The sequence below is a fragment of the Microbacterium sp. PMB16 genome, from assembly GCF_051294855.1.
Lineage (GTDB): Bacteria > Actinomycetota > Actinomycetes > Actinomycetales > Microbacteriaceae > Microbacterium.
Genome location: NZ_CP145908.1, coordinates 1,220,439 through 1,245,045, shown reverse-complemented (window position 1 = coordinate 1,245,045; position 24,607 = coordinate 1,220,439). Strand labels below are relative to the sequence as shown.

Annotated in this window: 25 protein-coding genes; 11 read left to right on the top strand and 14 right to left on the bottom strand. The window is 68.8% G+C overall.

What is annotated here, in order from left to right; translation table 11 throughout:
- Window positions 1–334 precede the first annotated feature (334 nt).
- Window positions 335–1,792 (top strand): CCA tRNA nucleotidyltransferase, encoded by a 1,458-nt coding sequence (locus V5D55_RS05935; RefSeq protein WP_435748457.1) that lies wholly within the window; start codon window positions 335–337, stop codon window positions 1,790–1,792.
- Between the two features lie 16 nt (window positions 1,793–1,808).
- Here V5D55_RS05935 and V5D55_RS05930 read toward each other — a convergent pair whose 3' ends face one another.
- The gene (locus tag V5D55_RS05930; RefSeq protein ID WP_435748456.1) at window positions 1,809–2,201 is read right to left on the bottom strand and encodes a PIN domain-containing protein; all 393 of its coding nucleotides are present in this window, start codon (window positions 2,199–2,201) and stop codon (window positions 1,809–1,811) included.
- Window positions 2,188–2,514, bottom strand: a complete 327-nt coding sequence (locus V5D55_RS05925; RefSeq protein WP_435748455.1) for a FitA-like ribbon-helix-helix domain-containing protein — start codon at window positions 2,512–2,514, stop codon at window positions 2,188–2,190. Before V5D55_RS05925 ends, V5D55_RS05930 begins: the two co-directional genes overlap by 14 nt.
- 265 nt (window positions 2,515–2,779) lie before the next feature.
- On the opposite strand from V5D55_RS05925, the gene V5D55_RS05920 reads away from it, so the two are divergent.
- Window positions 2,780–3,373 (top strand): short chain dehydrogenase, encoded by a 594-nt coding sequence (locus V5D55_RS05920; RefSeq protein ID WP_435748454.1) that lies wholly within the window; start codon window positions 2,780–2,782, stop codon window positions 3,371–3,373.
- 30 nt (window positions 3,374–3,403) lie between these two features.
- On the opposite strand, the gene V5D55_RS05915 is transcribed toward V5D55_RS05920, so the two are convergent.
- The 6 genes from V5D55_RS05915 to V5D55_RS05890 are packed head-to-tail and all read right to left on the bottom strand — an operon-like array spanning window position 3,404 to window position 11,021.
- Window positions 3,404–3,772, bottom strand: coding sequence for a hypothetical protein (locus V5D55_RS05915; RefSeq protein WP_435748453.1), 369 nt, complete (start codon window positions 3,770–3,772; stop codon window positions 3,404–3,406).
- Between the two features lie 42 nt (window positions 3,773–3,814).
- Window positions 3,815–4,387, bottom strand: coding sequence for a dihydrofolate reductase family protein (locus V5D55_RS05910; RefSeq protein ID WP_435748452.1), 573 nt, complete (start codon window positions 4,385–4,387; stop codon window positions 3,815–3,817).
- A 2-nt stretch (window positions 4,388–4,389) separates the two neighbouring features.
- Window positions 4,390–6,132, bottom strand: coding sequence for a malto-oligosyltrehalose trehalohydrolase (gene treZ / locus V5D55_RS05905; RefSeq protein ID WP_435749264.1), 1,743 nt, complete (start codon window positions 6,130–6,132; stop codon window positions 4,390–4,392).
- A 46-nt stretch (window positions 6,133–6,178) separates the two neighbouring features.
- Window positions 6,179–8,527: a malto-oligosyltrehalose synthase gene (treY, locus tag V5D55_RS05900; protein ID WP_435748451.1), complete on the bottom strand. Its 2,349-nt coding sequence runs from the start codon at window positions 8,525–8,527 to the stop codon at window positions 6,179–6,181.
- Window positions 8,524–10,734: a glycogen debranching protein GlgX gene (gene glgX, locus V5D55_RS05895; RefSeq protein ID WP_435748450.1), complete on the bottom strand. Its 2,211-nt coding sequence runs from the start codon at window positions 10,732–10,734 to the stop codon at window positions 8,524–8,526. The genes treY and glgX overlap by 4 nt, the downstream gene beginning before the upstream one ends.
- The gene (locus tag V5D55_RS05890; protein ID WP_435748449.1) at window positions 10,731–11,021 is read right to left on the bottom strand and encodes a hypothetical protein; all 291 of its coding nucleotides are present in this window, start codon (window positions 11,019–11,021) and stop codon (window positions 10,731–10,733) included. Before V5D55_RS05890 ends, glgX begins: the two co-directional genes overlap by 4 nt.
- 172 nt (window positions 11,022–11,193) lie before the next feature.
- On the opposite strand from V5D55_RS05890, the gene V5D55_RS05885 reads away from it, so the two are divergent.
- Entirely contained in the window at window positions 11,194–12,525 is a 1,332-nt protein-coding gene (locus V5D55_RS05885) for a GAF domain-containing protein (RefSeq protein WP_435748448.1), read from the top strand.
- 337 nt (window positions 12,526–12,862) lie between these two features.
- Here the strand turns inward: V5D55_RS05885 and V5D55_RS05880 are convergent, their stop codons facing one another.
- Together V5D55_RS05880 and V5D55_RS05875 are read right to left on the bottom strand one after the other, a co-directional pair.
- Window positions 12,863–13,981, bottom strand: a complete 1,119-nt coding sequence (locus V5D55_RS05880) for a hypothetical protein (RefSeq protein ID WP_435748447.1) — start codon at window positions 13,979–13,981, stop codon at window positions 12,863–12,865.
- Window positions 13,978–14,946 carry a hypothetical protein gene (locus V5D55_RS05875; RefSeq protein WP_435748446.1) on the bottom strand — a complete coding sequence of 323 codons (969 nt, stop codon included), beginning with the start codon at window positions 14,944–14,946 and terminating at the stop codon, window positions 13,978–13,980. The genes V5D55_RS05880 and V5D55_RS05875 overlap by 4 nt, the downstream gene beginning before the upstream one ends.
- Before the next feature lie 129 nt (window positions 14,947–15,075).
- On the opposite strand from V5D55_RS05875, the gene V5D55_RS05870 reads away from it, so the two are divergent.
- Both V5D55_RS05870 and V5D55_RS05865 read left to right on the top strand, forming a co-directional pair.
- A complete protein-coding gene (locus tag V5D55_RS05870; RefSeq protein ID WP_435748445.1) occupies window positions 15,076–16,089 on the top strand; it encodes a hypothetical protein in 1,014 nt (337 codons plus the stop codon).
- Entirely contained in the window at window positions 16,086–16,682 is a 597-nt protein-coding gene (locus tag V5D55_RS05865; protein WP_435748444.1) for a GNAT family N-acetyltransferase, read from the top strand. The genes V5D55_RS05870 and V5D55_RS05865 overlap by 4 nt, the downstream gene beginning before the upstream one ends.
- On the opposite strand, the gene V5D55_RS05860 is transcribed toward V5D55_RS05865, so the two are convergent.
- The gene (locus V5D55_RS05860) at window positions 16,672–16,950 is read right to left on the bottom strand and encodes a type II toxin-antitoxin system RelE family toxin (RefSeq protein ID WP_435748443.1); all 279 of its coding nucleotides are present in this window, start codon (window positions 16,948–16,950) and stop codon (window positions 16,672–16,674) included. The two genes, V5D55_RS05865 and V5D55_RS05860, sit on opposite strands and share 11 nt — an antisense overlap.
- A complete protein-coding gene (locus tag V5D55_RS05855) occupies window positions 16,947–17,222 on the bottom strand; it encodes a type II toxin-antitoxin system Phd/YefM family antitoxin (RefSeq protein WP_435748442.1) in 276 nt (91 codons plus the stop codon). The genes V5D55_RS05860 and V5D55_RS05855 overlap by 4 nt, the downstream gene beginning before the upstream one ends.
- Before the next feature lie 116 nt (window positions 17,223–17,338).
- Between V5D55_RS05855 and V5D55_RS05850 the strand changes: the two genes are divergently transcribed.
- Window positions 17,339–17,698, top strand: a complete 360-nt coding sequence (locus V5D55_RS05850; RefSeq protein WP_435748441.1) for a hypothetical protein — start codon at window positions 17,339–17,341, stop codon at window positions 17,696–17,698.
- Between the two features lie 4 nt (window positions 17,699–17,702).
- Here V5D55_RS05850 and V5D55_RS05845 read toward each other — a convergent pair whose 3' ends face one another.
- Window positions 17,703–18,290: an Lrp/AsnC family transcriptional regulator gene (locus V5D55_RS05845; RefSeq protein WP_435748440.1), complete on the bottom strand. Its 588-nt coding sequence runs from the start codon at window positions 18,288–18,290 to the stop codon at window positions 17,703–17,705.
- 150 nt (window positions 18,291–18,440) lie between these two features.
- Here V5D55_RS05845 and V5D55_RS05840 point away from each other — a divergent pair, with 150 nt between their 5' ends.
- The 5 genes from V5D55_RS05840 to V5D55_RS05820 are packed head-to-tail and all read left to right on the top strand — an operon-like array spanning window position 18,441 to window position 23,655.
- Window positions 18,441–20,027, top strand: a complete 1,587-nt coding sequence (locus V5D55_RS05840; RefSeq protein ID WP_435748439.1) for an ABC transporter substrate-binding protein — start codon at window positions 18,441–18,443, stop codon at window positions 20,025–20,027.
- Between the two features lie 11 nt (window positions 20,028–20,038).
- The gene (locus tag V5D55_RS05835; RefSeq protein ID WP_435748438.1) at window positions 20,039–21,100 is read left to right on the top strand and encodes an ABC transporter permease; all 1,062 of its coding nucleotides are present in this window, start codon (window positions 20,039–20,041) and stop codon (window positions 21,098–21,100) included.
- Window positions 21,097–22,005: an ABC transporter permease gene (locus V5D55_RS05830; RefSeq protein WP_435748437.1), complete on the top strand. Its 909-nt coding sequence runs from the start codon at window positions 21,097–21,099 to the stop codon at window positions 22,003–22,005. Before V5D55_RS05835 ends, V5D55_RS05830 begins: the two co-directional genes overlap by 4 nt.
- Complete coding sequence (locus V5D55_RS05825) at window positions 22,002–22,823, top strand: ABC transporter ATP-binding protein (protein WP_435748436.1); 822 nt, start codon at window positions 22,002–22,004, stop codon at window positions 22,821–22,823. Before V5D55_RS05830 ends, V5D55_RS05825 begins: the two co-directional genes overlap by 4 nt.
- Window positions 22,816–23,655 carry an ABC transporter ATP-binding protein gene (locus tag V5D55_RS05820; protein ID WP_435748435.1) on the top strand — a complete coding sequence of 280 codons (840 nt, stop codon included), beginning with the start codon at window positions 22,816–22,818 and terminating at the stop codon, window positions 23,653–23,655. The genes V5D55_RS05825 and V5D55_RS05820 overlap by 8 nt, the downstream gene beginning before the upstream one ends.
- A gap of 205 nt (window positions 23,656–23,860) precedes the next feature.
- Here the strand turns inward: V5D55_RS05820 and V5D55_RS05815 are convergent, their stop codons facing one another.
- The gene (locus V5D55_RS05815; RefSeq protein WP_435748434.1) at window positions 23,861–24,565 is read right to left on the bottom strand and encodes a hypothetical protein; all 705 of its coding nucleotides are present in this window, start codon (window positions 24,563–24,565) and stop codon (window positions 23,861–23,863) included.
- Between the last annotated feature and the right edge of the window lie 42 nt (window positions 24,566–24,607).

Genomic DNA, 24,607 nt, shown 5'->3' with positions numbered 1-24,607 from the left:
AGAACCATGATTCTCGCTGTCCGCCAAATGGGGGACAGCTGACGCGCTCGCCGTTGCCAGGAACCCGAGACACTGAAGTTAATCAGACGGACACAGCGCTCTCATTGCGCTGACACGCTCAGCCGGCCGCGTTCGTTCCAGCCGATATGGCCAATATATTCGCGAAAGTCTAAGCCGAATCGGTCGTGGTGAGCATTTGCCCCTATGCGTGAGAGAAGTAGTAGAACTCGCGTGATTCGGATGATCTCGGGCACAGGATCGAATCTAAGGCGAGGGCGACTCGGGGGGAAGGGCCGGAGACGCCTGCGGCATCCGCCCCGGTACGCTGGAAACCATGCTCAATATGGCCGACGGCCTCGTCCGTCTCGGCGCGCTCGCCGAGGATCCGGTCGTCCGCACCCTCGCCACGGCCTTCGCCGATGCCGGCTTCGACCTCGCCGTCGTGGGCGGCCCCGTGCGCGATGCGCTGCTCGGGCGCGCGACGCACGACCTCGACTTCACGACGAACGCTTCGCCCGACGAGATCCTCACGATCGTCAAGCCGATCGCGACGGCCCACTGGGACATCGGCCGCGCGTTCGGCACTATCGGTGCGCGCGTGCAGGGCGAGCAGGTCGAGATCACGACCTACCGCGCCGACAGCTACGACGGCGTCACCCGCAAGCCGACGGTCGAGTTCGGCGACTCGATCGAGGGCGACCTCGTGCGCCGGGACTTCACCGTCAACGCGATGGCGCTGCAGGTGTCGACACCAGCGGAGCGGCCGGAATCAGCACTGAGCACGAAGCTCGTCGACCCGACCGGTGGCGTGGAAGACCTCGTCGCCGGAGTGCTGCGCACCCCCGCGGATCCGGCCATCTCCTTCGGAGACGACCCGTTGCGGATGCTGCGCGCGGCGCGCTTCAGCGCCCAGCTCGGCTTCCGCGTCGACGATGACACCTTCGCGGCGATCGAGCAGCTGCGCGGAACCCTCGGCATCGTCAGCCCGGAGCGCATCCAATCCGAACTCGTGCGCCTCATGCAGACCGATGACCCGGTGCGCGGCATCCGGGTGCTCGTCGAATCAGGACTCGTCGACGAATTCCTGCCCGAGGTCAGCGCGCTGCGCCTCGAGGTCGACGAGCACCACCACCACAAAGACGTCTATGAGCACTCGCTCACGGTGCTCAGCCAGGCCATCGAGCTCGAGCACTCCCGTCACCCCGGTGCCGCGCCCGACGTGCCGCTGCGCATCGCCGCACTGCTGCACGACATCGGCAAGCCCCGCACCCGCAAGCTCGAAGACGGCGGAGTGGTCACGTTCCACCATCACGACATCGTCGGCTCGCGCATGGCGCGCAAGCGCCTGCAGGCGCTGCGCTTCGACACCGCCACGACGGATGCCGTCGCCACCCTCGTCGAGCTGCACCTGCGCTTCTTCGGCTACGCGGAGGGAGCGTGGACGGATGCCGCGGTGCGCCGCTACGTGCGCGATGCGGGTGACCTGCTCGAACGGCTGCACATCCTCACCCGCGCCGACGTCACCACCCGCAACAAGCGCAAGGCTGGTCGTCTCGCCGGCGCCTACGACGACATCGAGTCGCGCATCGCGGCGCTCCGCGAGCAGGAGGAGCTCGACTCCATCCGCCCGGAGGTCGACGGCAACCGCATCCAGGAGGTGCTGGGCATCAAGCCGGGCCGCGAGGTCGGGGAGGCGTACCGCTTCCTGCTCGACCTTCGGCTCGACGAGGGCGTGCTCGGCGCGGATGCTGCGGAGCAGCGGTTGCGCGAATGGTGGGCCGCGCGGGGCTGATCCGGTTCCAGCCGGGTCAGCGCAGTTCGGGAACGACGATCTCGACCTGGTCGGCGACGAGTTCGAAATCCTTCGGGTTGAGCGTGGCCAAGCGCGCGCCGATCGCGAGCGCGTGCCCCGCGAGCATGATGTCCTTACTCCGGGCATGCTGCGGGCGATGAGGAGCAACGCGCGCCGCGAGGGTCGCGTAGCTTTCCGCGGCGAAGGTGTCGAAGGCCAGCCACTCGGTGTCGAGAGTGTCGCGAAGCCAGGCGAGACGGGTCGTTCGCTCACGTCGAAACGCGGTCGTCGCTGCTGCTTCGATTCCGAACACCAGCTCGGCGTATGTCAGCGTGCTGAATGCGAGGGGCCCTTCGGGAATCCGCAACTTCTCCACGTCGATGAGCACGGAGGTGTCAAGAAGCAGCATGAGGCTCCCAGGGGTCGCGGAAGTCTTCGATGTCGCCATCCGCGCGGATGTCAGCCAGCCATGCCGCAGTATCGGCAGCTGGTGGAGGGCTCTGTGCTATCCGGTCCATGAGCACGCTCGCGGGCAGAGACCAGCGGGGACGGATTCGCTCCGCCAGGCTCGCCTGCACTCCGCTGGTGAACTCTCCGCTCTCGACCAGCCTCATCAGCGCTTCGCGCGCCTCTGCCTCCATGGAGCGAGAGTTTCGCCGCGCGCGTTCTTTCAACGCCGCGACCACCTCATCGCTCAGGTTCCGGATCGTCACCGTCGCCATGTCGCACCTCCTGACAGCAGAATGCTAGCAACCGGCGGCGACGAGCAGAAGGCCAGCCGTCGAATCGACGGAATCGTATTCCGGTGTTCCGGACGCCCATAGGATTTGGGCGTGGTGGACCCGATGCACTTCGACGCGCTGGCCGACGGGTCGCTCCTGGCTCATCGCGCTCACGCCGACATCGGCCCCGACCTGACGCACGAGCGATAGGTTGGAAAGTCTCCGCGCGCGTGTGCGGGAAGACGCTCGACGAGGGGAACACGGCATGAAGACACTGGTGATCGGTGCGACGGGAAGCATCGGCGGCGTCGTCGCGGCCGCGCTCGAGCAGCGTGGGCACGAGGTCATCCGCGCTTCGCGAAGCTCCATTCCCTCCGTCGACGTCTACGACCCCGTATCGATCCGCGACCTCTTCGCTGCGGTCGGCGAGCTCGACGCAGTGGTGGTCGCCGTCGGTTCGGTCGGGTTCAAGCCGCTGACCGAGCTCGGTCGCGACGATTACGTCGCCGCCTTCACGAAGAAGACGCTCGCGCAGATCGAGGTGCTCTCTCAGGCGCTCAACCGCGTGCGCGACGGCGGGTCCATCACGCTCACCAGCGGGGTGCTGGCCCGTGAGCCCATCGCCACCGGCGCTGCCGCGGCGATGGCCAACGGAGCCCTCGAGTCGTTCGTCATCACGGCCGCCGCCGAGGCTCCGCGCGGCATCCGCATCAACGCCGTCTCACCCGACGTGCTGGAGAACTCCCCGGGATATCACTCGTCGTTCCCCGGACACCGTCCGGTCACCGACGTCGAGGTCGCGACGGCCTACATCCGCGCCGTCGAAGGCGTGATCACCGGGCGCATCCTGCCCGTCTGACCGGGGGCCTCACCGTCCTGGGGGAGCGCCTCAGGGGCAGAACGCCGCGACAGAGTCCTTCAGCTGCGTGATCGCCTCGATCGTCTCGGGTGCCTGGAGGTCGGTCATGTCGCCGAGCTGCTGCGCGCCGGAGCGGATGAGGTCGCCGACCTGCCCGTCGACGTCGTCCGCGAGGGTCTCGAGCGTCCCGACGAGCTCGTCGCGCGCCGCGTCGGCCTGCTCGGCGGTCACGTCGCCCTGCGCGAGCAGCGACTCGTACTGCGCGCAGGCGTCGTCGAACGCCGTGCACGTCTCCTCCACCGGGACGCCGAGGACGTCGCCGGCGAACCCGGACACCTGCGAGCACCCCGCCAGAAGGCCGGCGGCGAGCACGAGCGGAACAACGATGAGTCGACGCATGCTCCGAGGGTAACCGGGCGACCTGCCGGGGAGCCTGGGAGGTCACTCCGGGCGAGACCGTCTCGGGCGGTAGGTGCGTCCGAAGCTGCGCTCCGCGCCCCCATAGATCTCCCCGAGCTCCCAGTCGTACCGGCGTCCGCCGGGAACATCGAAGATGCGGATGCCGTCGCCGAGGAACACCGGCGCGACGAACACCTGCAGCTCGTCCACGAGGTCGTGCTCCAGTGCCTGGCGCGCGATGTCGGCGCTGATGATCTGGATGTCCCTGTCGCCGGCGATCTCCTGCGCACGCCGGATCGCCTCGACGATGTCGCAGTCCATCGCGACGACGCTCTCGTCATCGGCCAGCTCCTCGGGGCGGTGCGTGAGGATGAACTCGGTGCCCGACCACGCTCCGCCGTACGCCTCGGATGTCATCTCGTCGCGCTCGCCCTGCTGAGCCTTCGCGGCGTCGTACCCGCGGCGGCCGGAGATGATCACGGCCACCTCGCCTGCCATCTTCTCCGTGGCTCCGTCGGCCATCGGTTCCGCGGCCGACAACCATCCCATGTCGTGCCCCGGCCCGGCGATGAAACCGTCGATCGAGCTTGTGAATCCCCAGGCGACCTTGCCCATGGTCAGTCCTTTCCATCGGTGATGCGGGTGCTGCGAACGGTGACGACGGCCGCGGAGTCCGGCGGCAGCACCGGGGAACCCTCGATCACCTCGATGGGAACCGTCGACAAGAGCACCACGGCGTCCGCCCCGAGGTCGAACTCTGCGGCGTTCGCAGAGAGATTGACCAGAACTTTCAGGTCTCCGCGATCGATCCGGTACACCCGGTGGTCGGGGGTTCCGCCCGACTCCCACGTCGTCACCGTCGTGGCGTCCAGCGACGGATCCGTCAGCTCGGGGAGCTCCCGCCGTAGCGCGGCGAGATCCCGATACAGCTCCAGCAGCCGGACATGCTCGGGATTCTCGAGTTCGCTCCAGTCGAGGTGCGAGCGCTCGAACGTCGCGGGATCCTGCGGGTCGGGCACGGCATCCGTGTCCCAGTCCATCTTCGCGAACTCGGCCTTGCGACCCTCGGAGACAGCACGACCCAGTTCCGGCTCCGGGTGCGAGGTGAAGAACTGCCACGGCGTCGAGGCGCCCCACTCCTCGCCCATGAACAGCATCGGCGTTCCCGGCGCGGTCAGGGTGAGCACCGCGGCGACGGCGAGCCGATCGACCGACAGCGATGCCGAGAGGCGGTCGCCGGCGGCCCTGTTGCCGATCTGATCGTGGTCCTGCGCGAACGTCACCAGCCGCCAGGCCGGAACCTCCGGCGGGATCGGCGAACCATGCGGGCGACCACGGAACGACGAGAATGTTCCGTCGTGGAAGAACCCGCCCTCGGACACCTTGGCGACGGCATCCTCCGCGGCGAAGTCGGCGTAGTACCCGGCCGTCTCGCCGGTGAGCGCCACGTGCACGGCGTGGTGCCAGTCGTCCGACCACTGGGCCGTGAGGCCGTAGCCCCCGGAATCCCGCGGCAGGATGAGCGTCGGGTCGTTGAGGTCCGACTCGGCGATGAGGCTGAGAGGGTGACCGAGCTGCAGCGACAGAGCGTCGACCCGCTCGGCGAGCTCCTGCAGGATGTGCACGGGCTGGGCGTCCTGCAGGGCGTGCACGGCGTCGAGCCGCAGACCGTCGACGTGGAGGTCCCGCAGCCACATCAGCGCGTTCTCGATGATGAAGGAGCGGACGGCCGGCTCGTCGAGGTTCACCGAGTCACCCCAGCCGGTGTTCTCGCCCTCGCGCAGGTACGGACCGAACTCCGGCAGATAGTTGCCGCTCGGGCCCAGGTGGTTGTAGACGACGTCCTGGACCACCGCGAGCCCGCGCGCGTGCGCCGCGTCGACGAACCGCTGATAGGCGCGCGGGCCTCCGTAGCCCTCGTGCACGGCGTACCAGAGCACGCCGTCGTAGCCCCAGTTCCAGGGTCCGTTGAACGCGTTGACCGGCAGAAGCTCGACGTGGGTGACGCCCAGGTCGACCAGATGACCCAGGCGCTCGATCGCCGCGTCGAGCGTGCCCTCGGGTGTGAAGGTGCCGAGGTGCAGCTCGTAGATCAGTCCTCCGGGGAGTGGTCGCCCGTTCCATGAGCCGTCGGCCCAGTCGAATGCGCCCGGTTCGAAGGCTGCGGATGCCGCATGCACGCCATCCGGTTGCCGCCGCGATCGCGGGTCCGGACGCAGGTCCGCGCTGTCATCGATCAGGAAGCCGTAGCGCTGTCCATCGGCGAGAGCGAGGTCGGCGTGCCACCACCCCGAGCCGCCGGCATCCATCTCCCGCTCATCCGTCGTGGATCCGTCCTCGCCGAGCAGTCGCACCCGCATCCGTCGGGCACGCGGAGCCCACACCTCGATCACTGCGCGACCCCTCTCACCGGGCGATCTCGATCAGCGCGACCGGGTAGGTCGCGAAGAGCTCGGCCAGCCGCACGGGCCCGGCTGCGATGCGCCGATCGGTGAGCACATCGGTACCGGGGATGTCGGGCCGCATCAGGACGGTGTCGCCCCACCCGCCGCGGCGCGCGAGGCCCACCGGCAACCGCGTCGCGACCACCGTCGCCCCGCCACGATGGACGGCCACGGCGTGATCCGCCGCTTCACCCTCGACGACGGCCGGCCGGTAATAGCGGAACAGCTCGGGGTTGTCGCGGCGCAGCCGCAGCGCGCGCGACGTGACGAGCAGTTTGGCTCGTCCGGAATCGTCGATCGGAGGGAGGATGCCGCGGCCGGCATCCGCGTCGAGTTCGCGCAGCAGGCGTGCACGCGCACCGAAGTCCACGGGGCGGCGGTTGTCGGGGTCGACGAGTGACAGGTCCCACAGTTCCGAGCCCTGGTAGACGTCGGGCACTCCGGGGCCGGTGAGCTGCAGCAGCTTCGCCGACAGCGAGTTGGAGCGACCGGCATCCACGATCTCGGCGACGAAGCGCTCGATGATGGGTCGCGCCTCACCCTCGACCGATCGTGCGATCGCGTCGAGTCCCTGCTCGAACTCGGCATCCGGATGCTGCCACGTCGTGGACTCCGACGCTTCGCGCGCAGCCTTCGTCGCATACGCGAGCAGACGATCGGACGGGATCGGCCACGCGCCCACCGCGGCCTGCCAGATCAGCGCGTCGAGCGGACCGTGTCCGGTGCTCGCCACGGCGCGGAGCTCGTCCAGCACCTCGGCCCACCGTTCGGGCATCTCCGACAGCACGGCGATCCGCGCCCGCACGTCTTCCGACCGCTTCGTGTCGTGCGTCGACAGCGTCGTCATCGAGTACGGCCAGCCGGCGAGCCGGGCGCGCTGCGCGTCGTGGAACTCCGCGACCGACAGGGCCGCGATCGACGGATCCGCACCGACCTCGGTCAGCGAGCCGAGACGGGAGTACCGATAGAACGCCGTGTCCTCCACGCCCTTCGCCATGACAGCGCCACTCGTCTGCTGGAACCGCTGGGCGACTTCCAGACGCGCGTCGGCGAGCAGCGGCTCGAGCTCGGTGAAGACGGACGCGAGATCGGGTCGGCGGTGCCGGGCTTCGGCGAAAGCGTGCCGGAGGTGCACGATGCCCTCGGGCAGATACGAGCGATACACCGGGAAGCAGGCCAGCAACTCGGCCAGCGCGTCTTCCGCATGCACGATCCCGTGCGGCAGCGTGCGCACGAGCCGGCGGACTTCCGAGCCGAGCAGATCGTCGGCGATCATCCGCTTGGTGTCGTGGATGAGGTCGGGCCACTCCTGCGCGACCGGCAGCCCCGAGGCGGTGCGCAGCCGCGCGTCGAGCGCCGTCAGCGCATCCACGCCGTCGCGGTCGACGAAGAGCCGGTCGAGCTCGGCGAGGGCGTCGTAGCCGGTGGTCCCGTCGGTGCGCCAGTAGGCGGGCAGCGCCTCGCCCGGCTCGAGGATCTTCTCGACCAGCGTGTAGGTGCGGCCCGTGGCATCCGCCAGCTGCTCCAGGTAGCCGGCCGGATCGGCGAGTCCGTCCGGATGATCCACGCGGATGCCGTCGGCCAGGCCGTCGCGCACCCAGCGCACGATCTCGCGGTGGGAATCGGCGAACACATCGGGCAGTTCGACTCGGATGCCGGCGAGCTCGACGACCGCGAAGAAGCGACGGTAGTTGAGGTCGGTGTTCTGGTCTTCCCAGAACCGCAACTCGTAGTGCTGTGCGGCGAGGAGCGCGGGAAGGTCGTCCGCGTGCGCGGCGGACCCCGGCGCCAGCGGCAGCACATGGTCGAAGTAGTTGAGCACGCCGTCGGGAGCGTCGTCGGCGGGCGTCGCGTCGACCACGAGCTCGCCGTTCGCCAGAGCCTCGTCCGGGGTCGAGCCGAGGATCGGCAGCAGCACCCGGTCGCCCCCGGCGCGCCAGTCGATGTCGAACGCGACCGCGTGCCGAGACGCGCGGCCGAGCCGCAGCACGTCCCACCACCAGGCGTTCCGGCGGGGCACGGCCACGCCGACGTGATTCGGCACGGTGTCGACGAGGACGCCGAGGCCCGCAGCGCGCGCGGCGGCGGCGAACCGCTCGAGCCCTGCCTCGCCGCCCCGATCCGGGTCGACCCGCGTGTGATCCACCACGTCGTAGCCGTGATTCGATCCGGGCACGGCCGCCAGCAGCGGCGACAGATACGCCCAGCCGGCCCCGAGATCCGTCAGATACTGCGTGACCGCCGCCGCTTCATCAAGCGTGAACCGGTCGCTGATCTGGAGTCGATACGTCGAGATCGGCCGTCGTGTCATGAGGTCGCCTGCTCCGCTCTCGGCGCGGGGGCCACGCCGTCTGCCTGGTCGTTCTGCATCCGAAGTGAGGCGTCGACCGAGTCGTCCGTCGACGGTTCGGGTCCGGCGACTTCCTGCAGCACGAGCAGCGACTTCGCCTCGATCGTGAGCTGCGTGCCCGCGGCGTGATCCGATCCGTCCGCCATCTCGCCCGCGGTGTCGACCGCGACGTGCCAGTGCTCGCCGTGCCGGGCATCCGGAAGCGTCACGTCGACGGGCTGATCGCCGCTGTTGAAGTACACGATGAAGTTCACGTCGGTGACGGCTCGCCCGCGGATGTCCTTCTCGCGGATGCCCTGCCCGTTCAGGAACATGCCCACCAGGAGTCCGAATCCCGAGTCCCAGTCGGCCGGCTTCATCGGGCTGCCGTCGGGCCGGAGCCACACGACATCGGCGATGCGCTCGTCGTCGACGTCGACGGGGCGGCCGTTGAAGAATCGGCTGCGCCGGAAAGTCGGATGCCGGCGGCGCAGCCGCGCCACGGCCGACGTGAACTCGACGAGCGGCAGGTCGGCGGCCTCCCAGTCGATCCAGGTCGTCTCGTTGTCCTGCGCGTAGCCGTTGTTGTTGCCGCCCTGGGTGCGCCCCAGTTCATCGCCGTGCGAGATCATCGGCACGCCCTGCGAGAGCAGCAGGGTCGCGAGGAAGTTGCGCTGCTGGCGGGCCCGCCGCCGGTTCACGGCTTCGTCGTCGGTCGGCCCCTCGGCGCCCATGTTGTCGGAGCGGTTGTGCGATTCGCCGTCGTTGTTGTTCTCGCCGTTGGCGTCGTTGCGCTTCTCGTTGTACGAGACCAGGTCGCGGAGCGTGAAACCGTCGTGCGCGGTGACGAAGTTGATCGACGCGACCGGGCGGCGGCCGGAGTGCTCGTACAGGTCGGCCGACCCGGTGAGGCGGGAGGCGAACTCGCCGAGCGCCTGCGGTTCGCCGCGCCAGAAGTCGCGGACCGTGTCGCGGTACTTGCCGTTCCACTCCGTCCACTGCGGCGGGAAGTTGCCGACCTGGTAGCCGCCGGGCCCGACATCCCACGGCTCGGCGATGAGCTTGACCTGCGACACGATCGGATCCTGCTGCACGAGCTCGAAGAACGTCGACAGCCGGTCCACGTCGTAGAACTCGCGGGCCAGGGTCGATGCGAGGTCGAAGCGGAATCCGTCGACGTGCATCTCGGTCACCCAGTAGCGCAGCGAGTCCATCAGCAGCTGCAGCGCGTGCGGGCTGCCGGCGTTGAGGCTGTTCCCTGTGCCGGTGTAGTCGGTGTAGTAGCGCTTGTCCTCTTCGAGGCGGTAGTACGCTTCGTTGTCGATGCCGCGCATGGAGATCGTCGGCCCCAGGTGATTGCCCTCGGCGGTGTGGTTGTAGACCACGTCGAGGATGACCTCGATGCCGGCCGCGTGCAGTGCGCGCACCATGGCGCGGAACTCCTGCACCTGCTGCCCGTGCTCGCCGCTCGAGGAGTAGCCGCTGTGCGGCGCGAAGAATCCGAGCGTGTTGTAGCCCCAGTAGTTGGAGAGGCCCTTCTCCTGCAGCACCGAGTCGTCGACGAACTGGTGCACGGGCATCAGTTCGAGCGCCGTGATGCCGAGGCGGGTGAGGTGCTCGATGATCGCGGGGTGCGCGATGCCGGCGTACGTGCCGCGCAGCTCTTCGGGGACCTCGGGATGCTGCACCGTGAGGCCCTTCACGTGCGCCTCGTAGATCACGGTCTGCGCGTACGGGGTCTTCGGCAGCCGATCGCCCGCCCATTCGAAGAACGGGTTGATGACGACGCCCTTCACCATCGACGCGGCGGAGTCGTCGTCGTTGCGGGAGTCGGGCTCGCCGAAGTCGTAGCCGAACGGAGCCTGTCCCCATTCGATCTCTCCGGCGACCGCCTTTGCGTAGGGGTCGAGCAGCAGCTTGTTCGCGTTGAAGCGCTTGCCCTCTGCCGGCTCGAACGGCCCGTGCACGCGATAGCCGTAGAGCTGCCCCGGCTGAACGGCGGGAAGGTACCCGTGCCACACGAACGCGTCGACCTCGGTGAGCGCTACCCGCTGCTCGCTGCCGTCGTCGTCGAACAGGCACAACTCGACCTGCTCCGCGCCTTCGCTGAACAGCGCGAAGTTGGTTCCCTGCCCATCGAAGGTCGCTCCGAGGGGGTATGCCGATCCTGGCCAGATCTCAAGACTCATGGGGCGAGCTTAGGCCGACGCGATGACGCGGCCCGCTCAGCGACGATCTGCACTGCCCGCTCGAAGTCGAGCACCTGGGCGATCTCCTCCGCCAGGGCGTAGGGGTGCCCCAGGTAACAGACGAAGAGGGAGGAGACGACCTCGATGTATCCGACCGGGCCGTCCTGACTCACGACGTAACGGTCGAAGTCGTGCAGTTCCCAGCTGGCCGGGTTGCGTCCAGCGGACGGTGTGGTCTCCTCGGTGCGCGTCTCGGAGCCAGTGGGGACGGGGGTGCTGACAGACATGAGACCTCCTGACTCGGTGTTGACCCCACGCTACGAGGGCATCCGAATATCGGGAACGGCATTGCCAGAGCAGCGTTTTCGCGGTATATCTCGAACCGATATACCGGTTTCGCCGCTGGCATCCGGCTCCTACACTGAGACCACGCATCATCTTCGAAGATCGGAGAACGCTGTGTCTGCACCGTGGCAGGGTACCCGCGACCTGCTTCACCCGGTGTCGCGACCGCTCATCGAGCGCGCGCACGAGGAGATGCTCGCCGGCAACCTCGACGACCGGCGTCTGCGAGAGGTCCGTCCGCTCGTCCGCGAGTCGTGGGAGCGGTCCAGGCGGGGGAGCGTCGGACCGGAAAGCGCTCCGCCGCTCGATCTGATGAGCGAAGAACTCGAGGAATATCGTCTCGCGCACCCGCTCGCGCCCGCGATGGACGTGATCCGTGCGCTGCTGCTCCCCGACATCCAAGAAGACTCCGGCGTCATCATCGCGGTCGGCGACAAGGCCGGGCGACTGCTGTGGATCGAGGGCGACCGGCAGCTGCGCTCGCTCGCCGGCGACATGGGGTTCGTGGCGGGGGCGAACTGGTCGGAGGGCGCCGTGGGCACGACCGCCCCGGGGACCGCACTCGCTCTCGGGCAGTCGGTGCAGATCCGCGGCGCCGAGCACTACAACCGACTCGTGCACCCGTGGTCATGCACGGCCGCCCCGGTGCGCGACCGGGAGACGGGACGGCTGCTCGGGGTGATCGACATCACCGGAGGGCCGGAGGTCGTGACCACCCAGGCACGGCTCCTGGTCGATGCGACCGCCCGGGCCGTCGAGGCCGAGTTGATGGTCGCCCGGCTACGTGAGCGCAGCGAGACCCCGAAGCCGCGGCCGGCGCCCGTCAAGGCCCGCTCGCCGAAGACGGCTCGCGCGACACTGCACGTGCTGGGCCGCGATCGGGCACGGCTGGAGACCGAGTCCTCACACGAAGAGTCGATGATCGAGCTCAGCGCCCGGCACGCCGCCATCCTGCTGATGCTCTCCGTGCACCGCCAGGGCCTCTCCGCCGAGCGGCTCTGCGAGCTCGTGTACGGACGCGGAGTGTCGACCGACACCCTCCGCCCCGAGATGGTGCGGCTGCGCAAAGTGCTCGAGCGGACTGCCCCCGATCTGGTGCCCGAGTCGCGCCCGTACCGGCTGCCCGTGATCCTCGAGACCGATGCCCACGACGTGCTGTCGCTGCTCGACCGCGGCGCGCACCGCGTGGCACTGACCGCCTACCGGGGTCCGGTACTGCCCGAGTCGACCTCCCCGGGGGTCGAGGACTTCCGCGAGTCGGTGCGGGCGGCGCTCCGCGAGGTCATGATCTCCGAGGCGAGCGTCGACGTGCTGCTGGCGTACGCCGACATCCCCGAGGGGCAGGCGGATGCCGAGGTGCTCCGCCTCGCGCTGGAGATGCTGCCGGCGCGCTCGCCGAAGCGGGCCGCCCTGGTGACGCGGATCGAGCGCCTCGAGGCCGGCTGACCTCACTCTGTTCCGGTCGCGAGCTCGCGGCCATCCGGGGCCGATCTGGGTGAGAGATCGCGGCGGGAGTTCCGCGGGGATCGCTCCCGCGAAAGCGCATTCCGTTGCATGTACGCAACCGGTTGCAACCCTTGCCGGTATACCATTCACATATGCGTCAAGCAGCGTCAGTCCCCAGCTGACCGCGGGCGCGGACGGCAATGCCGTCATGCGGAGGGAGAGTCGATCTTCTTTCGATCCCGAGGGGGGATGGGGTGGGAGTTCGGTCCCCAGCCGACACCCACCCCCACACTCGGCCTCCGCTTCTCCTTGCTTCGGCAGACTCCGTTCAGGCGGCTCAGTTCAGCCGGCTCCAGAACCAGAAGACGACGAAGCCGATCACGATCACGATCGGCAGCCACGTGCCGCTGCGCTTCAGGCGCCGGCCCTGGGGCGCCACGCCCGGGGGAGGCGTGAGCAGCCCCACCGGCGGAGCGAACGGCAGCTGCGCGGCCGCCGGAAGACCAGGAGCGGATGCTGACGCCACGGCATCCGCGTTCTCGGCGAGCAACCGCTCGTCACGCCAGCGCGCCCACTGATCGAACTTCGTCAGCAACGCGCCCACCGCGCCGAACAGCCACGCCCAGGTGGCGGGGTCGAGAGTCGACACCTTGCGCTGGGTGTAGAGGAACAGCCAGTCGTCGACGATCTCGACGTCGAGCTGCGCCGCGTTGTCGATGAAGCGGGCCATGATGTCGGGCGTGAACAGGTAGAGCGCATCGCGCTCGTATCCCTCGGGGCAGTACAGGGTGAAGTGCTGGTCGAAGTCGCCCTCGAGCGAGAGTCGCTGTTCCTTCTCGAACGACGCGGGCAGGTTCGACCCGAAACCGTTGTTGCCGGTCGCGTCGAGCACGATGTTCGGCAGTGGCACATCGAGCTTCACCGCGACGTAGCCCCAGCGGTAGGTCGTCGAGCTCTTCCCCGACTGCACCGTGTACTGGTAGTTGCCGAACTCCACGAAGCGAGGGCGGGTCCCGCGGATCAGGTCGGTGGCCTGCCGCGAGCGCCCCAGGCTGAAGATCATGCCGGGGAGAGGCGGATCGGCGATCTTCGCCTCGTAGGACATTCCGTTGGCCTGCGCGAACCGGCTCAACCGGTAACGCGTGGCCTGCGCGTTGCGCACGCCGAACCAGATCATCACCACGATGCCGACGAGCACCACGCCGACGAGCACCAGCGGGATCGCCGCCGAGACGGGCGAACCGGTGGTCGAGGCCAGGCTGAGCACCAGGGTGACGAAGATCGGAAGCATCACGACCCCCGCGATGACGACCGCCACGATGCCGATGATCGTCGATGCGGACGCGCCGACCGTCTGCCGAGCGCGCAGCTCGGCCGAGAACGCACGGACGGCCGCCGGGTCCACGGGATCGGTGAGCGGCCGGGCGTCGAAGGTCGTCGGCTGCGGCGAGGTCATGGGTTCACCCCATCGGCATCCCAGGTCAGCGTGGTGCCCTCCGGGAGCGGCACCGCTTCGAGGCGGTCGTCGGCGCAGATCGCCCGGACGAGCTCGACCGAACCCGCCACGATCGTCGAGTCGAAGTCGATCTCGGAGACCATGACCCAGGCGCGGTCCTCCGGCCAGAGCAGGTTCGGGCTCTGCGCCTGGGGTGCGAAGCCGTGCTCCTCTGCCGGAAGGTCGCGCCACGGCACCTGCAGCACCCACTCCGGATCGGCGAACGCCCGAGGCGGTGTCGAGAACAGCACGTAGTCGCGGTCGGGGAGCGAGAGCTTTGGCCCCTCGGAGATCTCGCGGGAGAGGATTCCCTCCTGCCAGGTCGGCTTGCGGAAGACGTTGTTGAACGGGTCATGCGTGCTGCGGTCCAGCATCGCCTGGTGGTTCGGGTCGTCCGAGAACGTCAGGAAAGCGCGAGACGGCGTGTGCCCGAAGAAGCCGAGCAGACCCCCGAAGCCCTCCCAGACGGCCGCGAATCCGGCATCCGGAGTGCTCGTCCCCGCCACGAGATGTGTGGCGATCCGGGCGAGCAGGTCAGTGTCGAGCTCGCCCTCCGTCGGCGCGGTGAACTCGCGCCCGTCGGGTGCGATGCGGGTGCGCCAGTCGCCGTCGACCGGAGTGCGGACGATGCTCTGCCACTGTGCCTGCGGATGCAGCGTCGTGCCGAACGCGGATGCGGTCTCGGTCCAGGTGGCCGGGGCGTCGACGAAGTCCTCGACGAGACGCGCGCGCTCGGCCTCCGGCATCCGTTCCCACTCGTCCGGCGGCGGTACGGGCCGGCCGGGCAGCGAGCGCACGATCGCCGGATGGAACACCCGCGCGTAGGCGGCGAAGCCGCGCGGAACCACCCCGTGCATGGTCGAGTGCTCCGTATCGAGACGCTCGCGCAGCCATGCACCGACGTCGGGGTCTGCGATCCACTCCATGCGACCACGGTACCCGGCGGGACCATCGCGGCATCCGCCCCCGAGGAAATCACGCGTGACGCGACCACCGACCAGTATTACGGTAAGAGGCGGACTGCTGAGAGTCCACGGTTTCAGAGGAGCACCGGCATGGTGAATCACGCCCAGATCGCACCCACAGAGCGGGTCTTCCGCCGGCAGCCGCTCCGTTCCGCCGTGGGGGCGATCGTGCTGTCAGCGGTGCTCTCCGCCGCGGCGCTGTTCATCCTGCCGCCGTTCCTTCCGCAGCTGATGCCACGGTCGACCCGCGGGCTGATCGTGCTCATCGTGGCCATCGCGCTGACCGTCGCGGTGTTCGCCGGGTTCTTCTGGTTCCGCAACATCCGGGTCGTGGTGCGCCCTGACACCGTCGAGATCGGCCGGGCCGGCAATCGGGAGACGTTCCCGCGCGCGTCGACCGCGTTCCGCTCGAAGGTCACCGAACACCGGACGAACGGCCTCCCCAGCGGGACCACGCGCGCTCTGGTGGTCTACAGCGGCGACCGCGAGATCACCGTCGAGCTGCCCGGATACACGCGGACGATGTTCAGCGAGCTCGTCGCGGAGCTCAACCCCATCGCGCAGCCGCCGGCAGCCGACCCGGTCGAGGCGGCCCGTGCGCGAGCGCACCTGCCGTCGTCGTTCCAGGTCGACGCCACTGCCGAACGGCGCCTGGCCGGGCGGCTCACCGGCACCGCGGTCGGGTTCTTCATCGTGACCCTGGGCGCCGCGCTCCTCGCCGCCATTCCGGGCTTCCTCGACAGCGAACTCTCGGCCCTGATCCTGATCGCGCCGATGGCCGCGCTCGGTGCGATCGGGTTCGCGATCGGCGCGGTGCAGCGTCGTCGAGTCGTGCGGACGATCCCCACGCAGGTGACGGTGAGCGCGCACAGCATCCGTGTCGACGAGGCCGACCACCCGTACGCGCAGCTCACCCGCATCTGGATGACCCCGCCGGCCTATCCCGCCAAGCGGATCCGGTTCGAGCGCGCCGGCGGCAAGCGCACCACATTCCTGCTGGAGTCTGCCCGCGTCACGATCACACCGGAGTACGGAGACCTGCTGCTCGCGGTGCGCGCGCAGACCGCACATCTTCCTGGCCTGCTCTCGCTGGACCTCGAGTGACGGCGGCTTCGCCGGCAGTGCTGGCTCCGGCCTATCCGCTGCACACCGATCGGCTGATCCTGCGCCCGATCCGTCCTGACGACGCCGAGGCGATGCACGTCTACAAGTCGGATCCGGATGCCGTGCGCTACGTGCCCTACCCGCCGTTGACGCTCGCCGAGGTCGAGCAGCGCATCGCGACGACCTGGTCGCGTTCGAGCTTCGTCGAGGAGGGCGACGCCGTGTGCCTGGCCGTGGAGGAGCGCGAGACCGGGGTACTGGTCGGCGATGTCGTGCTGTTCTGGCGCAGCGAGAGCGACCGGGCGGGCGAGGTCGGGTACATCCTCGATCCGCGATCCGCCGGACGGGGTTACGCGACCGAGGCGGTCCGCGCGCTGCTCGCTCTCGGCTTCGACGGACTCGGTCTGCACCGGATCACGGCGCGGCTCGACGAGCGCAACGTATCGTCGGCGCGGGTCGCCGAACGGCTCGGTTTCCGGCGCGAGGCGCGGCTCGTCGAGAGCGAGTGGTTCAAGGGCGAGTGGAGCACGACGCTCGTGTTCGCACTGCTCGAAGACGAGTGGCGGGGGAGAAGCGGCGCGGTCACGCCGTAGGAGCTGGTGGCCGGTAAGCGTCTCGACGATGGGAGACTCTGACCACGATCAGCGCCTCGGTCGGTTCGTCGACGATGAAGAGCACTCGGTAGTCGCCCCGACGTGCGGACTGGAGTCCCTCGAAATCACGTTGCAACGGTCTACTCATCCGGAGAGGGTTCTCGGGCAGAGTGAAGGTGATGAACTCGACGACGGCCTGCGCGATCTTCAGCGGCAGTCGGTCGAGGCCCCGTAACGCGGCATCGGAGAACTGGACGTCCCAGGTCACGAAGGTCGGAGTCCGTATCGAGCGCGAACCTCATCGGCACCGTGCGTATCGCCGGCTGCGAACTGGCGGCGCGCTTCTTCGACGTCTTCGTGGATGCCGGGCTGCGACAGCCAGAACAGCGTCTCGTACAGCGATTCCAGCGCGTCTTTACTCATCAGCACGGCGGCCGCGTGCCCATGGCGGGTGATCTCGATGGTCTCGTGCTCGCGTTCGACGCGATCCACAAGCCCGGACAGCTTGTCCTTCGCTTCGCTGAGTGAGACTGTTTGCATGCGTTCATTCTAGCCAGACTTAAGGCCAAAGGATAGCCAGAGTTTTGGCCGCAACTGCGGACGCCATGCGAACTGGTGAACTCGGAGCAACTGACGGCATCCCCCATAATCGAGGGGTGACTGCCACTGCGACGCTCCCCTCCCTCGACGGCCGCCGATTCCGGATGGTGTCGTCGACGACCTCCGCGGTCGACCCCACATCGCCGAGCGTGTTCGAGTATTTCGAGCGCGACGGCGCAATCTGGGGTGGATACGAGGGCGACACCGTGACCTTCGGCAAGTTCGTCGGCACTCGCACCGGCGACACGATCTGGGTGTCGTTCGTGCACGTGCTCGCCGCCTCCGGATCGGTCGTGACCGGCGACGGCGAGAGCGAACTGGAACTCACCGACGACGGACGCATCCGCCTCGTCGAGCACTACGAGATGCATGGTCTTCCGCAGCTCAGCGTGTGCGAGGAGATCGCGGGCGTCTGACCCGTCAGCGGGGCGGGAGCGCATCCCGACCCGGCGATGCCGGGGTCCAGCGGGTCATGCCGAGCGGCACTTCGAGGCTGCGCTCCGGCAGATCGCCCGGCAGCAGGTACGGGCGACGGATGACCTCGTCGAGCACGACGACGCTGACGACCGTGCGCACCTCGGGCAGCTGCGCGATGACACCGGTCGAGAACTCGTGCACCCCGCTCACGTCGACGGCGCGGATCAGCAGCATCGCGTCGTGCTCTCCGGTCGTGATGGCGCACCACTCGACATCCGGCATCTCCAGCACGCGCTCGCGGAATGAGGCCCACGCCTGCGGGAGTACGGTGACGAACACCAGGGCGCCGATCGAGAGTCCGGCCTTCGCCTGATCGACCCGCGCGCTGAACCCGGTGATGACCCCGTCGTGCACAAGCGACTCGACGCGCGTGTACGCGTTCGCCCTCGAGATGCCCACCTTGTCGGCGAGCGCGGCGATCGAGACGCGACCGTTATCACGCAGCACATCGAGGATTCTGTACGCCGTCTCGTCCAGAGGAGCGGCACTTCGTCCAGTATGCCGCGACTGTTCCGCATCCTTGCTGGACATATTGCTCCTGACATCTGAGGTTCTGGACAGACCGTGCTGAAGGGGCGCACTGTCGCTGGACACATCGTCGCATATGATGCGAATCTGATCACCGGTCGTCCACTTCCGAACTGACCGTACCCGATGTACTCCTCGCCCCTGGAGGCCCTCATGTCGTCACGCCGCATCGCGCCGGTCATCGCGTTCGGAGCCGTCGCGCTCCTCGCGCTCGCAGGCTGCTCGGGAGGGAACTCGGCCGGCAACGGCGGAGAGTCCTCCGGTACCGACTCGCTCGTCATCGACACCGCGTTCTCGATCGAGACGACCGACCCGGGTCACACGTACGACCCGACCGGAAACATGATCGCGAAGGCGCTCTACGAGACCCTCGTCGACTTCGAAGGCTCCGACGTCTCGACCCCGATCCCCGGCCTCGCGTCCTGGGAGCAGAACGACGCCGCGACCGAGTTCACCTTCACGCTCGAGGGCGACCGCGTCTTCTCCGACGGATCGCCGATCGAGGCGAAGGACGTCGTCTTCACCCTGCAGCGCATCCAGGGCATGACCGAGGCCAAGCCGAACTTCCTTCTCGGCGGCCTCACCATCGCCGAGGTCGACGACAAGACGATCTCGTTCACGTCCGAGACCCCGCTGCTGCAGCTGCCGGCCATTCTCGCGAACCCGGCGCTCGGGATCGTGAACTCCGACGTCGTGATCGAGAACGGCGGCACGACCGACGGCACCGACTCGGCGCAGAAGTTCCTCGACGGCGAGTCGGCCGGATCCGGCCCGTTCGTGCTCGACACCCTCGACCTCAGCTCGCAGGTCGTGCTGACGAAGAACGACGAGTACAACGGCGACGAGGCATCCGACTACAAGCGCGTCGTCGTGCGCAACGTCTCGGAGAGTGCCACGCAGCTCGCCAACCTCAAGGGTGGCGACTCGATGGTCGCGATGGACCTGAACGGCGACCAGGTCGCCGGTCTCGGCGATGACCTCACGGTCGAGTCCGTCCCGTCGGGCCAGACGATCTTCCTGCTGCTCAACCAGTCGGATGCCGTCGCCGGCGAACTCGCGAACGTGAAGATCGCCGAGGCGATCCGCTACTCCCTCGACTACGACGCCCTGCTCGAGCTCGCGGGTGCCGGTGCCGTGCAGGCGACCGGAGTCATCCCGCCCGGATTCGAGGGCGCCCTCGACGGCGGCGTGAAGCAGGACCTCGACAAGGCCAAGGCCGCACTCGAGGAGGCCGGCTACACGGGCCAGACCCTCAAGCTGCAGTTCCCGAACGACTACCCGGTCGGCGGCGTGGAGTTCACCCCGCTCGCCGAGCGCATCCAGGCCCAGCTCGAGGATGCCGGCATCACCGTCGAACTCGCTCCGGCGCCGTTCGCGACCGAGCTCGACGCCTACGTCAACGGCACCGAGGGCTTCGGCCTGTGGTTCTGGGGACCGGACTACGCCGACTCTGCGAACTTCCTGCCGTTCGGACCCGGCCTGAAGGTCGGACTCCGCGCCGGCTGGGCAGCCGAGGCGAACCCGGAGATCGCCGGGATCGCCGCAGACGCCGCCAGTGCGACGGACGAGGCCGCCCGTACCGACGCCTTCACCGCGTTCGCCGAGGCCATGCAGGCCGAGGGTCCGTTCGTGCCGCTGATCGTTCCGGGCCGCAACATCGCCACGGCGGGTGACGTCGAAGGCGCCGTGTACAACTCCGTCTGGGAGATGGACATCGCCGAGATCACCCCGGCCGGCTGAACGGAACTCCCATGACGACGGTGGCGGTGCAGAGACAGGCGCAACGGCGCAGGTCTCCTCTGATCGGGTACCTGCTCCGGCGGGCCGGCACCTCCCTGCTCCTGTTGGTGGGCGTGACGATCGTCACGTTCGCGCTCACCAACCTGGTGCCGGGAGACCCGGTCTCGGCCGCGCTCGGTGAGGGCGCATCGCAGAACCCCGAGACCCGCGCGGCGTTCATCAAGGCGCAGGGACTCGATCAGCCACTGTTCGTGCAGTACTTCATCTATATGGGGAACCTGCTCCGAGGGGACCTCGGCACGTCGCTGGTGACCGGTCGCCCGGTCACCAGCGACCTCGCCACCGCGGTGCCCGCGACCATCGAGATCGCGATCGGCGCGATCATCCTGAGCCTCGCGGTCAGCATCGTGCTCGGCACCCTTGCCGCCTACCGTCGCGGTCTCGTCACCGACCAGGTGATCCGCGTCGTGACACTCGTCGGCCTGAGCGTGCCGACGTTCTGGCTGGCGCTGGTCAGCTTCTACGTCTTCTTCCTCGAGCTGCGCATCGCGCCCGGCTCCGGACGCATCTCGCCCTCGATCACCCCGCCGCCGCGGATCACCGGCCTCTATACCGTCGACTACCTGCTCAACGGCGACGGCGTCGGTTTCTTCGACGCGCTCGCGCACCTCGCCCTGCCGGTGCTGGTGCTCTCGCTCGTGACGATCGGACTCCTCACCCGCTTCATCCGCACCTCGGTGCTCGAGGTGCTCGGCAGCGACTACGTGCGCGCCGCGCGCTCCAAGGGGCTCCCGGCGATGCGCGTCATCCTCGACTACGTGCTCCGCGGTGCCTCGCTGCCGATCCTCACGATCGTCGGTGTCGCGTTCGGATCGCTGCTCTCCGGCACGGTGCTCGTGGAGTCGGTGTTCGCCTGGCCCGGTCTCGGCACCTACGCCTACAACTCGGCCGCCAACCTCGACCTCCCCGGCATCATGGGCGTCGGTCTCGTCGTCGGCGTCATCTACCTCCTCATCAACTTCGTCGTCGATCTGCTCTACGGCGTCCTCGACCCGAGAGTGAGGATCGCATGAGCCGCATCGCCGCCGCCACCCCTGCCGGCCGCTTCCGCTTCCGCTGGCCGCGTGCCTGGCGCACACCCCTCGGCATCATCGGCACCGTCATCGCGGGCGCCTGGATCGTCGTCGCGTTCACCGCGCAGTGGTGGGTGCCGTTCGGCCCCAACGCGCAGGTGCTGCCGCGCCTGCAGCCGCCGGGCATCGACACGCTCCTCGGCACCGACGGCAACGGCCGCGACATCTTCTCGCGGCTGATGACCGGGGCGACCGTCAGCCTGCCCCTCGCCCTCATGCTCGTGATCGCGGCCATGATCATCGGCACCGTGATCGGCGCGCTCGCCGGATACTTCGGCGGATGGCTCGACGAAGCGCTCATGCGCATCACGGACCTCTTCATGGCGTTCCCGACCGTGATCCTCGCGATGGTGGTGGCGGCATCCCTCGGCCCGTCCCTCTTCAACGCGGTGATCGCGGCGATCGTGGTGTCGTGGCCGCAGTACTCCCGCGTCACCCGCAGCATCGTGCTCGGCCTGCGCGGGCAGAACTACGTGATCGCCGGACGCCTGCTCGGCCACTCGCCGCTGCGCACGCTCTTCGTCGACATCCTTCCGAACATCGCGGGCCCCGTGCTCGTGCTGGCGACGCTCGACATCGGCGCCGCGATCCTGCTGCTCTCCGGACTCTCTTTCCTCGGCCTCGGCGCCCAGCCGCCGACCGCGGAGTGGGGATCGATGATCTCCGGCGCGATGCAGAACTTCGACGCCTGGTGGCTCGGCGTCTTCCCCGGTCTCGCGATCCTCACCGTCGTGCTCGCGTTCAACTTCCTCGGTGACGCGATGCGCGACGTGCTCGACCCGACCGCCGAAGTGGCGCACGAGAAGCAGGCCGACAACAAGGCCGCCGCGGGGGTGCTCGCATGAGCGCCCGTGCGACGGCGACGCGGAACGCGACGCTCAGCATCCGGGATCTCACGATCGACATCGGCCGTCCGCTCGTGCAGGGTGTCTCCCTCGAGTTGCTGCCGGGTCGCATCCACGGCCTCGCCGGCGAGTCGGGATCGGGCAAGACGCTCACCTCGCTCGCCGTGCTCGGGCTGCTGCCACGCCAGGCGCGCACCGGCGGATCGATCTCGCTGGCGGGGGAGGAGCTCATCGGCCTCGGCCGCCGGGCGCTGAACCGCGTGCGCGGCAAGCGCATCGCGATGGTGTTCCAGGATCCGTCGGCGTCGCTGCATCCGCAGCTGCCCGTCGGCCGTCAACTCACCGACCACATGCGCGTGCACCTCGGTCTCAAGGGCGCGGCTGCTCGTGCGCGGGCCGTCGAACTGCTCGAGACCGTGCAGGTGCCGAATCCGGCGGAGGCGCTGGGGCGCTACCCGCACCAGTTCTCCGGCGGTCAGCGTCAGCGCATCGCGATCGCCTGCGCCCTGGCGTGCGACCCCGAGGTGTTGCTGGCAGACGAACCGACCACGGCACTCGACGTGACCGTGCAGGCCGGCATCCTGCAGCTGCTGCGCGACCTCGCGATCGAACGGAACCTCGCGGTGCTGCTCGTCACGCACGACCTCGGCGTCATGAGCGCGATCGCCGACGAGGTCGCCGTGATGAAAGACGGACGCATCGTGGAGCTCGCCGACCGCGAGACGCTGTTCCGCGACCCGCAGCACGAGTACACGCGGACGCTGCTCGCCGCGCTCCCCGGATCGAAGATCGCCGACGAAGGGGATGCTGATGAGTGAGGTCGCCGTCCTCGACGCGCACGACGTGGTCGTGCGCTACCCCGGCAACCCGCCCGTGATCGCCGTCGACGGGGTGTCCCTCAGCGTCGCGCCCGGTGAGACCGTCGCGCTCGTCGGCGAGTCCGGCAGCGGCAAGTCGAGCCTCGCCCGCGCGGTCGTCGGCATCGAGAAGACCGTGGCCGGCGCGGTGCTGCTCCGCGGCGCACCGGTCTCGCCGCTCGGCATCCGTCGTCGCGCGACCGCGCTGACCGGCATCCAGATGGTGTTCCAGGATCCGTCGACGTCGCTGAACCCGCGTCGTCGGGTCGGCGACCAGATCGCCGATGGCATCGCCACCGCCCGCGCGCGCGGTGCCGAGGGATCGACCGTGGAGGAGTGGCTCGAGCGCGTCGGCCTGCCCACGAACGTGGCGACGCGGTTCCCGCACCAGTTCTCCGGCGGGCAGAAGCAGCGCATCGCGATCGCGCGGGCTCTGGCCGCACGACCGTCGCTGCTGGTGGCGGACGAGCCGATCTCGGCGCTCGATGCCTCGACCCAGACGAGTGTGGCGGCGCTCATGCGCGACCTCGTGGCGGAGTCGGGAGCGGGGATGCTGTTCATCTCGCACGACCTGGCCGTGGTCCGCCGCATCGCCGACCGCACCTTCGTGATGTTCGCCGGGCGCGTTTTGGAGTCGGGCCCGACCGATCGGGTGTGGGCTGCGCCGCAGCATCCGTACACCCGTGCCCTGCTCGCCGCGATCCCGGAGCCGGACGGAGCAGGGCGCATCCCGGTCGCGCCATCGGTGGATGATCGCGCCGTGTGGGCCGAGGTTCCGGCTGTCCTGAACTGACGCGGCACGGCAATCGGTCGCGACGCGTTGTCCCCCGAACGGCCTACATCCGCGGTGGCTGCGAGGCGACACACTGTTCTCATGAGCGAACTGACGCCTGAGACGTCGAGAACAGAGCGACTGATTCGCCATCGGTGAGCCTGTTGGCCGCAAAGCACTGCGGGCCGAGGCATCGCCCCGGCCCGCAGCATCCGTCATCTCTGGATCAGAGCGGTGCGACGATCTCCTGCTTGACGTCCCACTCGGTGATCTCCATCGTGACCTCGACCGACTGGCCCTCGACAGAGGCGGTGCTGGACGATGCCAGGCTGACGTAGTCCTTGGTGACCTCGAAGACCACGTCGACCGCGGTGCCCGACTGCTCGACCGAGCCGGAGACGAGGAAGACCTCCTGGCCGAGACGCTCACCGGTGCCGGTGACCGTGAACTCGCCGCTGAGCGCTGCCGCAGCAGCCGCCGGGTCGAGAGTCGCGACGTTGGCGGCGGTGGTGCTGAGGCCCGCGATGATCGGGTCACTGGACGACGTGTCGGCGACCTGCCAGTCGCCCGAACCGGACTTCACCCAGGCCTCGTCGCCGATCGCGATCAGCGATCCGGCGGGCGAGATCGACTCGATGGCCTTCTCCGACGGGTTGAACTTCGCGGTGGACTCCATGCCCATCACGCTGGTCTTGGCCGCGTAGCCGGCGACGCCCTCCATGGCGTCGGCGATGCAGGTACCGAGGGCTGCGCCGTCGACGGTCGCGCCGTCCTTGAGCTCAGGGCAGTCAGAGGTCGGAGCTTCGGCCTCCTGCGACGCAGCGCCGCTGGGCTTCGACTCGGTGGGCTTGTCCGAGGCGCCTCCGGCGCATCCGGTGAGCAGAACTGAGGCGGCGAGAATGACGCCGACTCCCCATTTGTTGACGCGCATGGCGTCCCCCCTTCGGTCGCGTGCCCGATGACGATCACCGGG

Coding starts and splice junctions, on each gene's coding strand:
- V5D55_RS05935 (WP_435748457.1), top strand. CDS start 335: ATGCTCAATATGGCCGACGGCCTCGTCCGTCTCGGCGCGCTCGCCGAG.
- V5D55_RS05930 (WP_435748456.1), bottom strand. CDS start 2,201: ATGCTGCTTCTTGACACCTCCGTGCTCATCGACGTGGAGAAGTTGCGG.
- V5D55_RS05925 (WP_435748455.1), bottom strand. CDS start 2,514: ATGGCGACGGTGACGATCCGGAACCTGAGCGATGAGGTGGTCGCGGCG.
- V5D55_RS05920 (WP_435748454.1), top strand. CDS start 2,780: ATGAAGACACTGGTGATCGGTGCGACGGGAAGCATCGGCGGCGTCGTC.
- V5D55_RS05915 (WP_435748453.1), bottom strand. CDS start 3,772: ATGCGTCGACTCATCGTTGTTCCGCTCGTGCTCGCCGCCGGCCTTCTG.
- V5D55_RS05910 (WP_435748452.1), bottom strand. CDS start 4,387: ATGGGCAAGGTCGCCTGGGGATTCACAAGCTCGATCGACGGTTTCATC.
- treZ (WP_435749264.1), bottom strand. CDS start 6,132: ATGCGGGTGCGACTGCTCGGCGAGGACGGATCCACGACGGATGAGCGG.
- treY (WP_435748451.1), bottom strand. CDS start 8,527: ATGACACGACGGCCGATCTCGACGTATCGACTCCAGATCAGCGACCGG.
- glgX (WP_435748450.1), bottom strand. CDS start 10,734: ATGAGTCTTGAGATCTGGCCAGGATCGGCATACCCCCTCGGAGCGACC.
- V5D55_RS05890 (WP_435748449.1), bottom strand. CDS start 11,021: ATGTCTGTCAGCACCCCCGTCCCCACTGGCTCCGAGACGCGCACCGAG.
- V5D55_RS05880 (WP_435748447.1), bottom strand. CDS start 13,981: ATGACCTCGCCGCAGCCGACGACCTTCGACGCCCGGCCGCTCACCGAT.
- V5D55_RS05875 (WP_435748446.1), bottom strand. CDS start 14,946: ATGGAGTGGATCGCAGACCCCGACGTCGGTGCATGGCTGCGCGAGCGT.
- V5D55_RS05870 (WP_435748445.1), top strand. CDS start 15,076: ATGGTGAATCACGCCCAGATCGCACCCACAGAGCGGGTCTTCCGCCGG.
- V5D55_RS05855 (WP_435748442.1), bottom strand. CDS start 17,222: ATGCAAACAGTCTCACTCAGCGAAGCGAAGGACAAGCTGTCCGGGCTT.
- V5D55_RS05845 (WP_435748440.1), bottom strand. CDS start 18,290: ATGTCCAGCAAGGATGCGGAACAGTCGCGGCATACTGGACGAAGTGCC.
- V5D55_RS05840 (WP_435748439.1), top strand. CDS start 18,441: ATGTCGTCACGCCGCATCGCGCCGGTCATCGCGTTCGGAGCCGTCGCG.
- V5D55_RS05835 (WP_435748438.1), top strand. CDS start 20,039: ATGACGACGGTGGCGGTGCAGAGACAGGCGCAACGGCGCAGGTCTCCT.
- V5D55_RS05830 (WP_435748437.1), top strand. CDS start 21,097: ATGAGCCGCATCGCCGCCGCCACCCCTGCCGGCCGCTTCCGCTTCCGC.
- V5D55_RS05825 (WP_435748436.1), top strand. CDS start 22,002: ATGAGCGCCCGTGCGACGGCGACGCGGAACGCGACGCTCAGCATCCGG.
- V5D55_RS05820 (WP_435748435.1), top strand. CDS start 22,816: ATGAGTGAGGTCGCCGTCCTCGACGCGCACGACGTGGTCGTGCGCTAC.
- V5D55_RS05815 (WP_435748434.1), bottom strand. CDS start 24,565: ATGCGCGTCAACAAATGGGGAGTCGGCGTCATTCTCGCCGCCTCAGTT.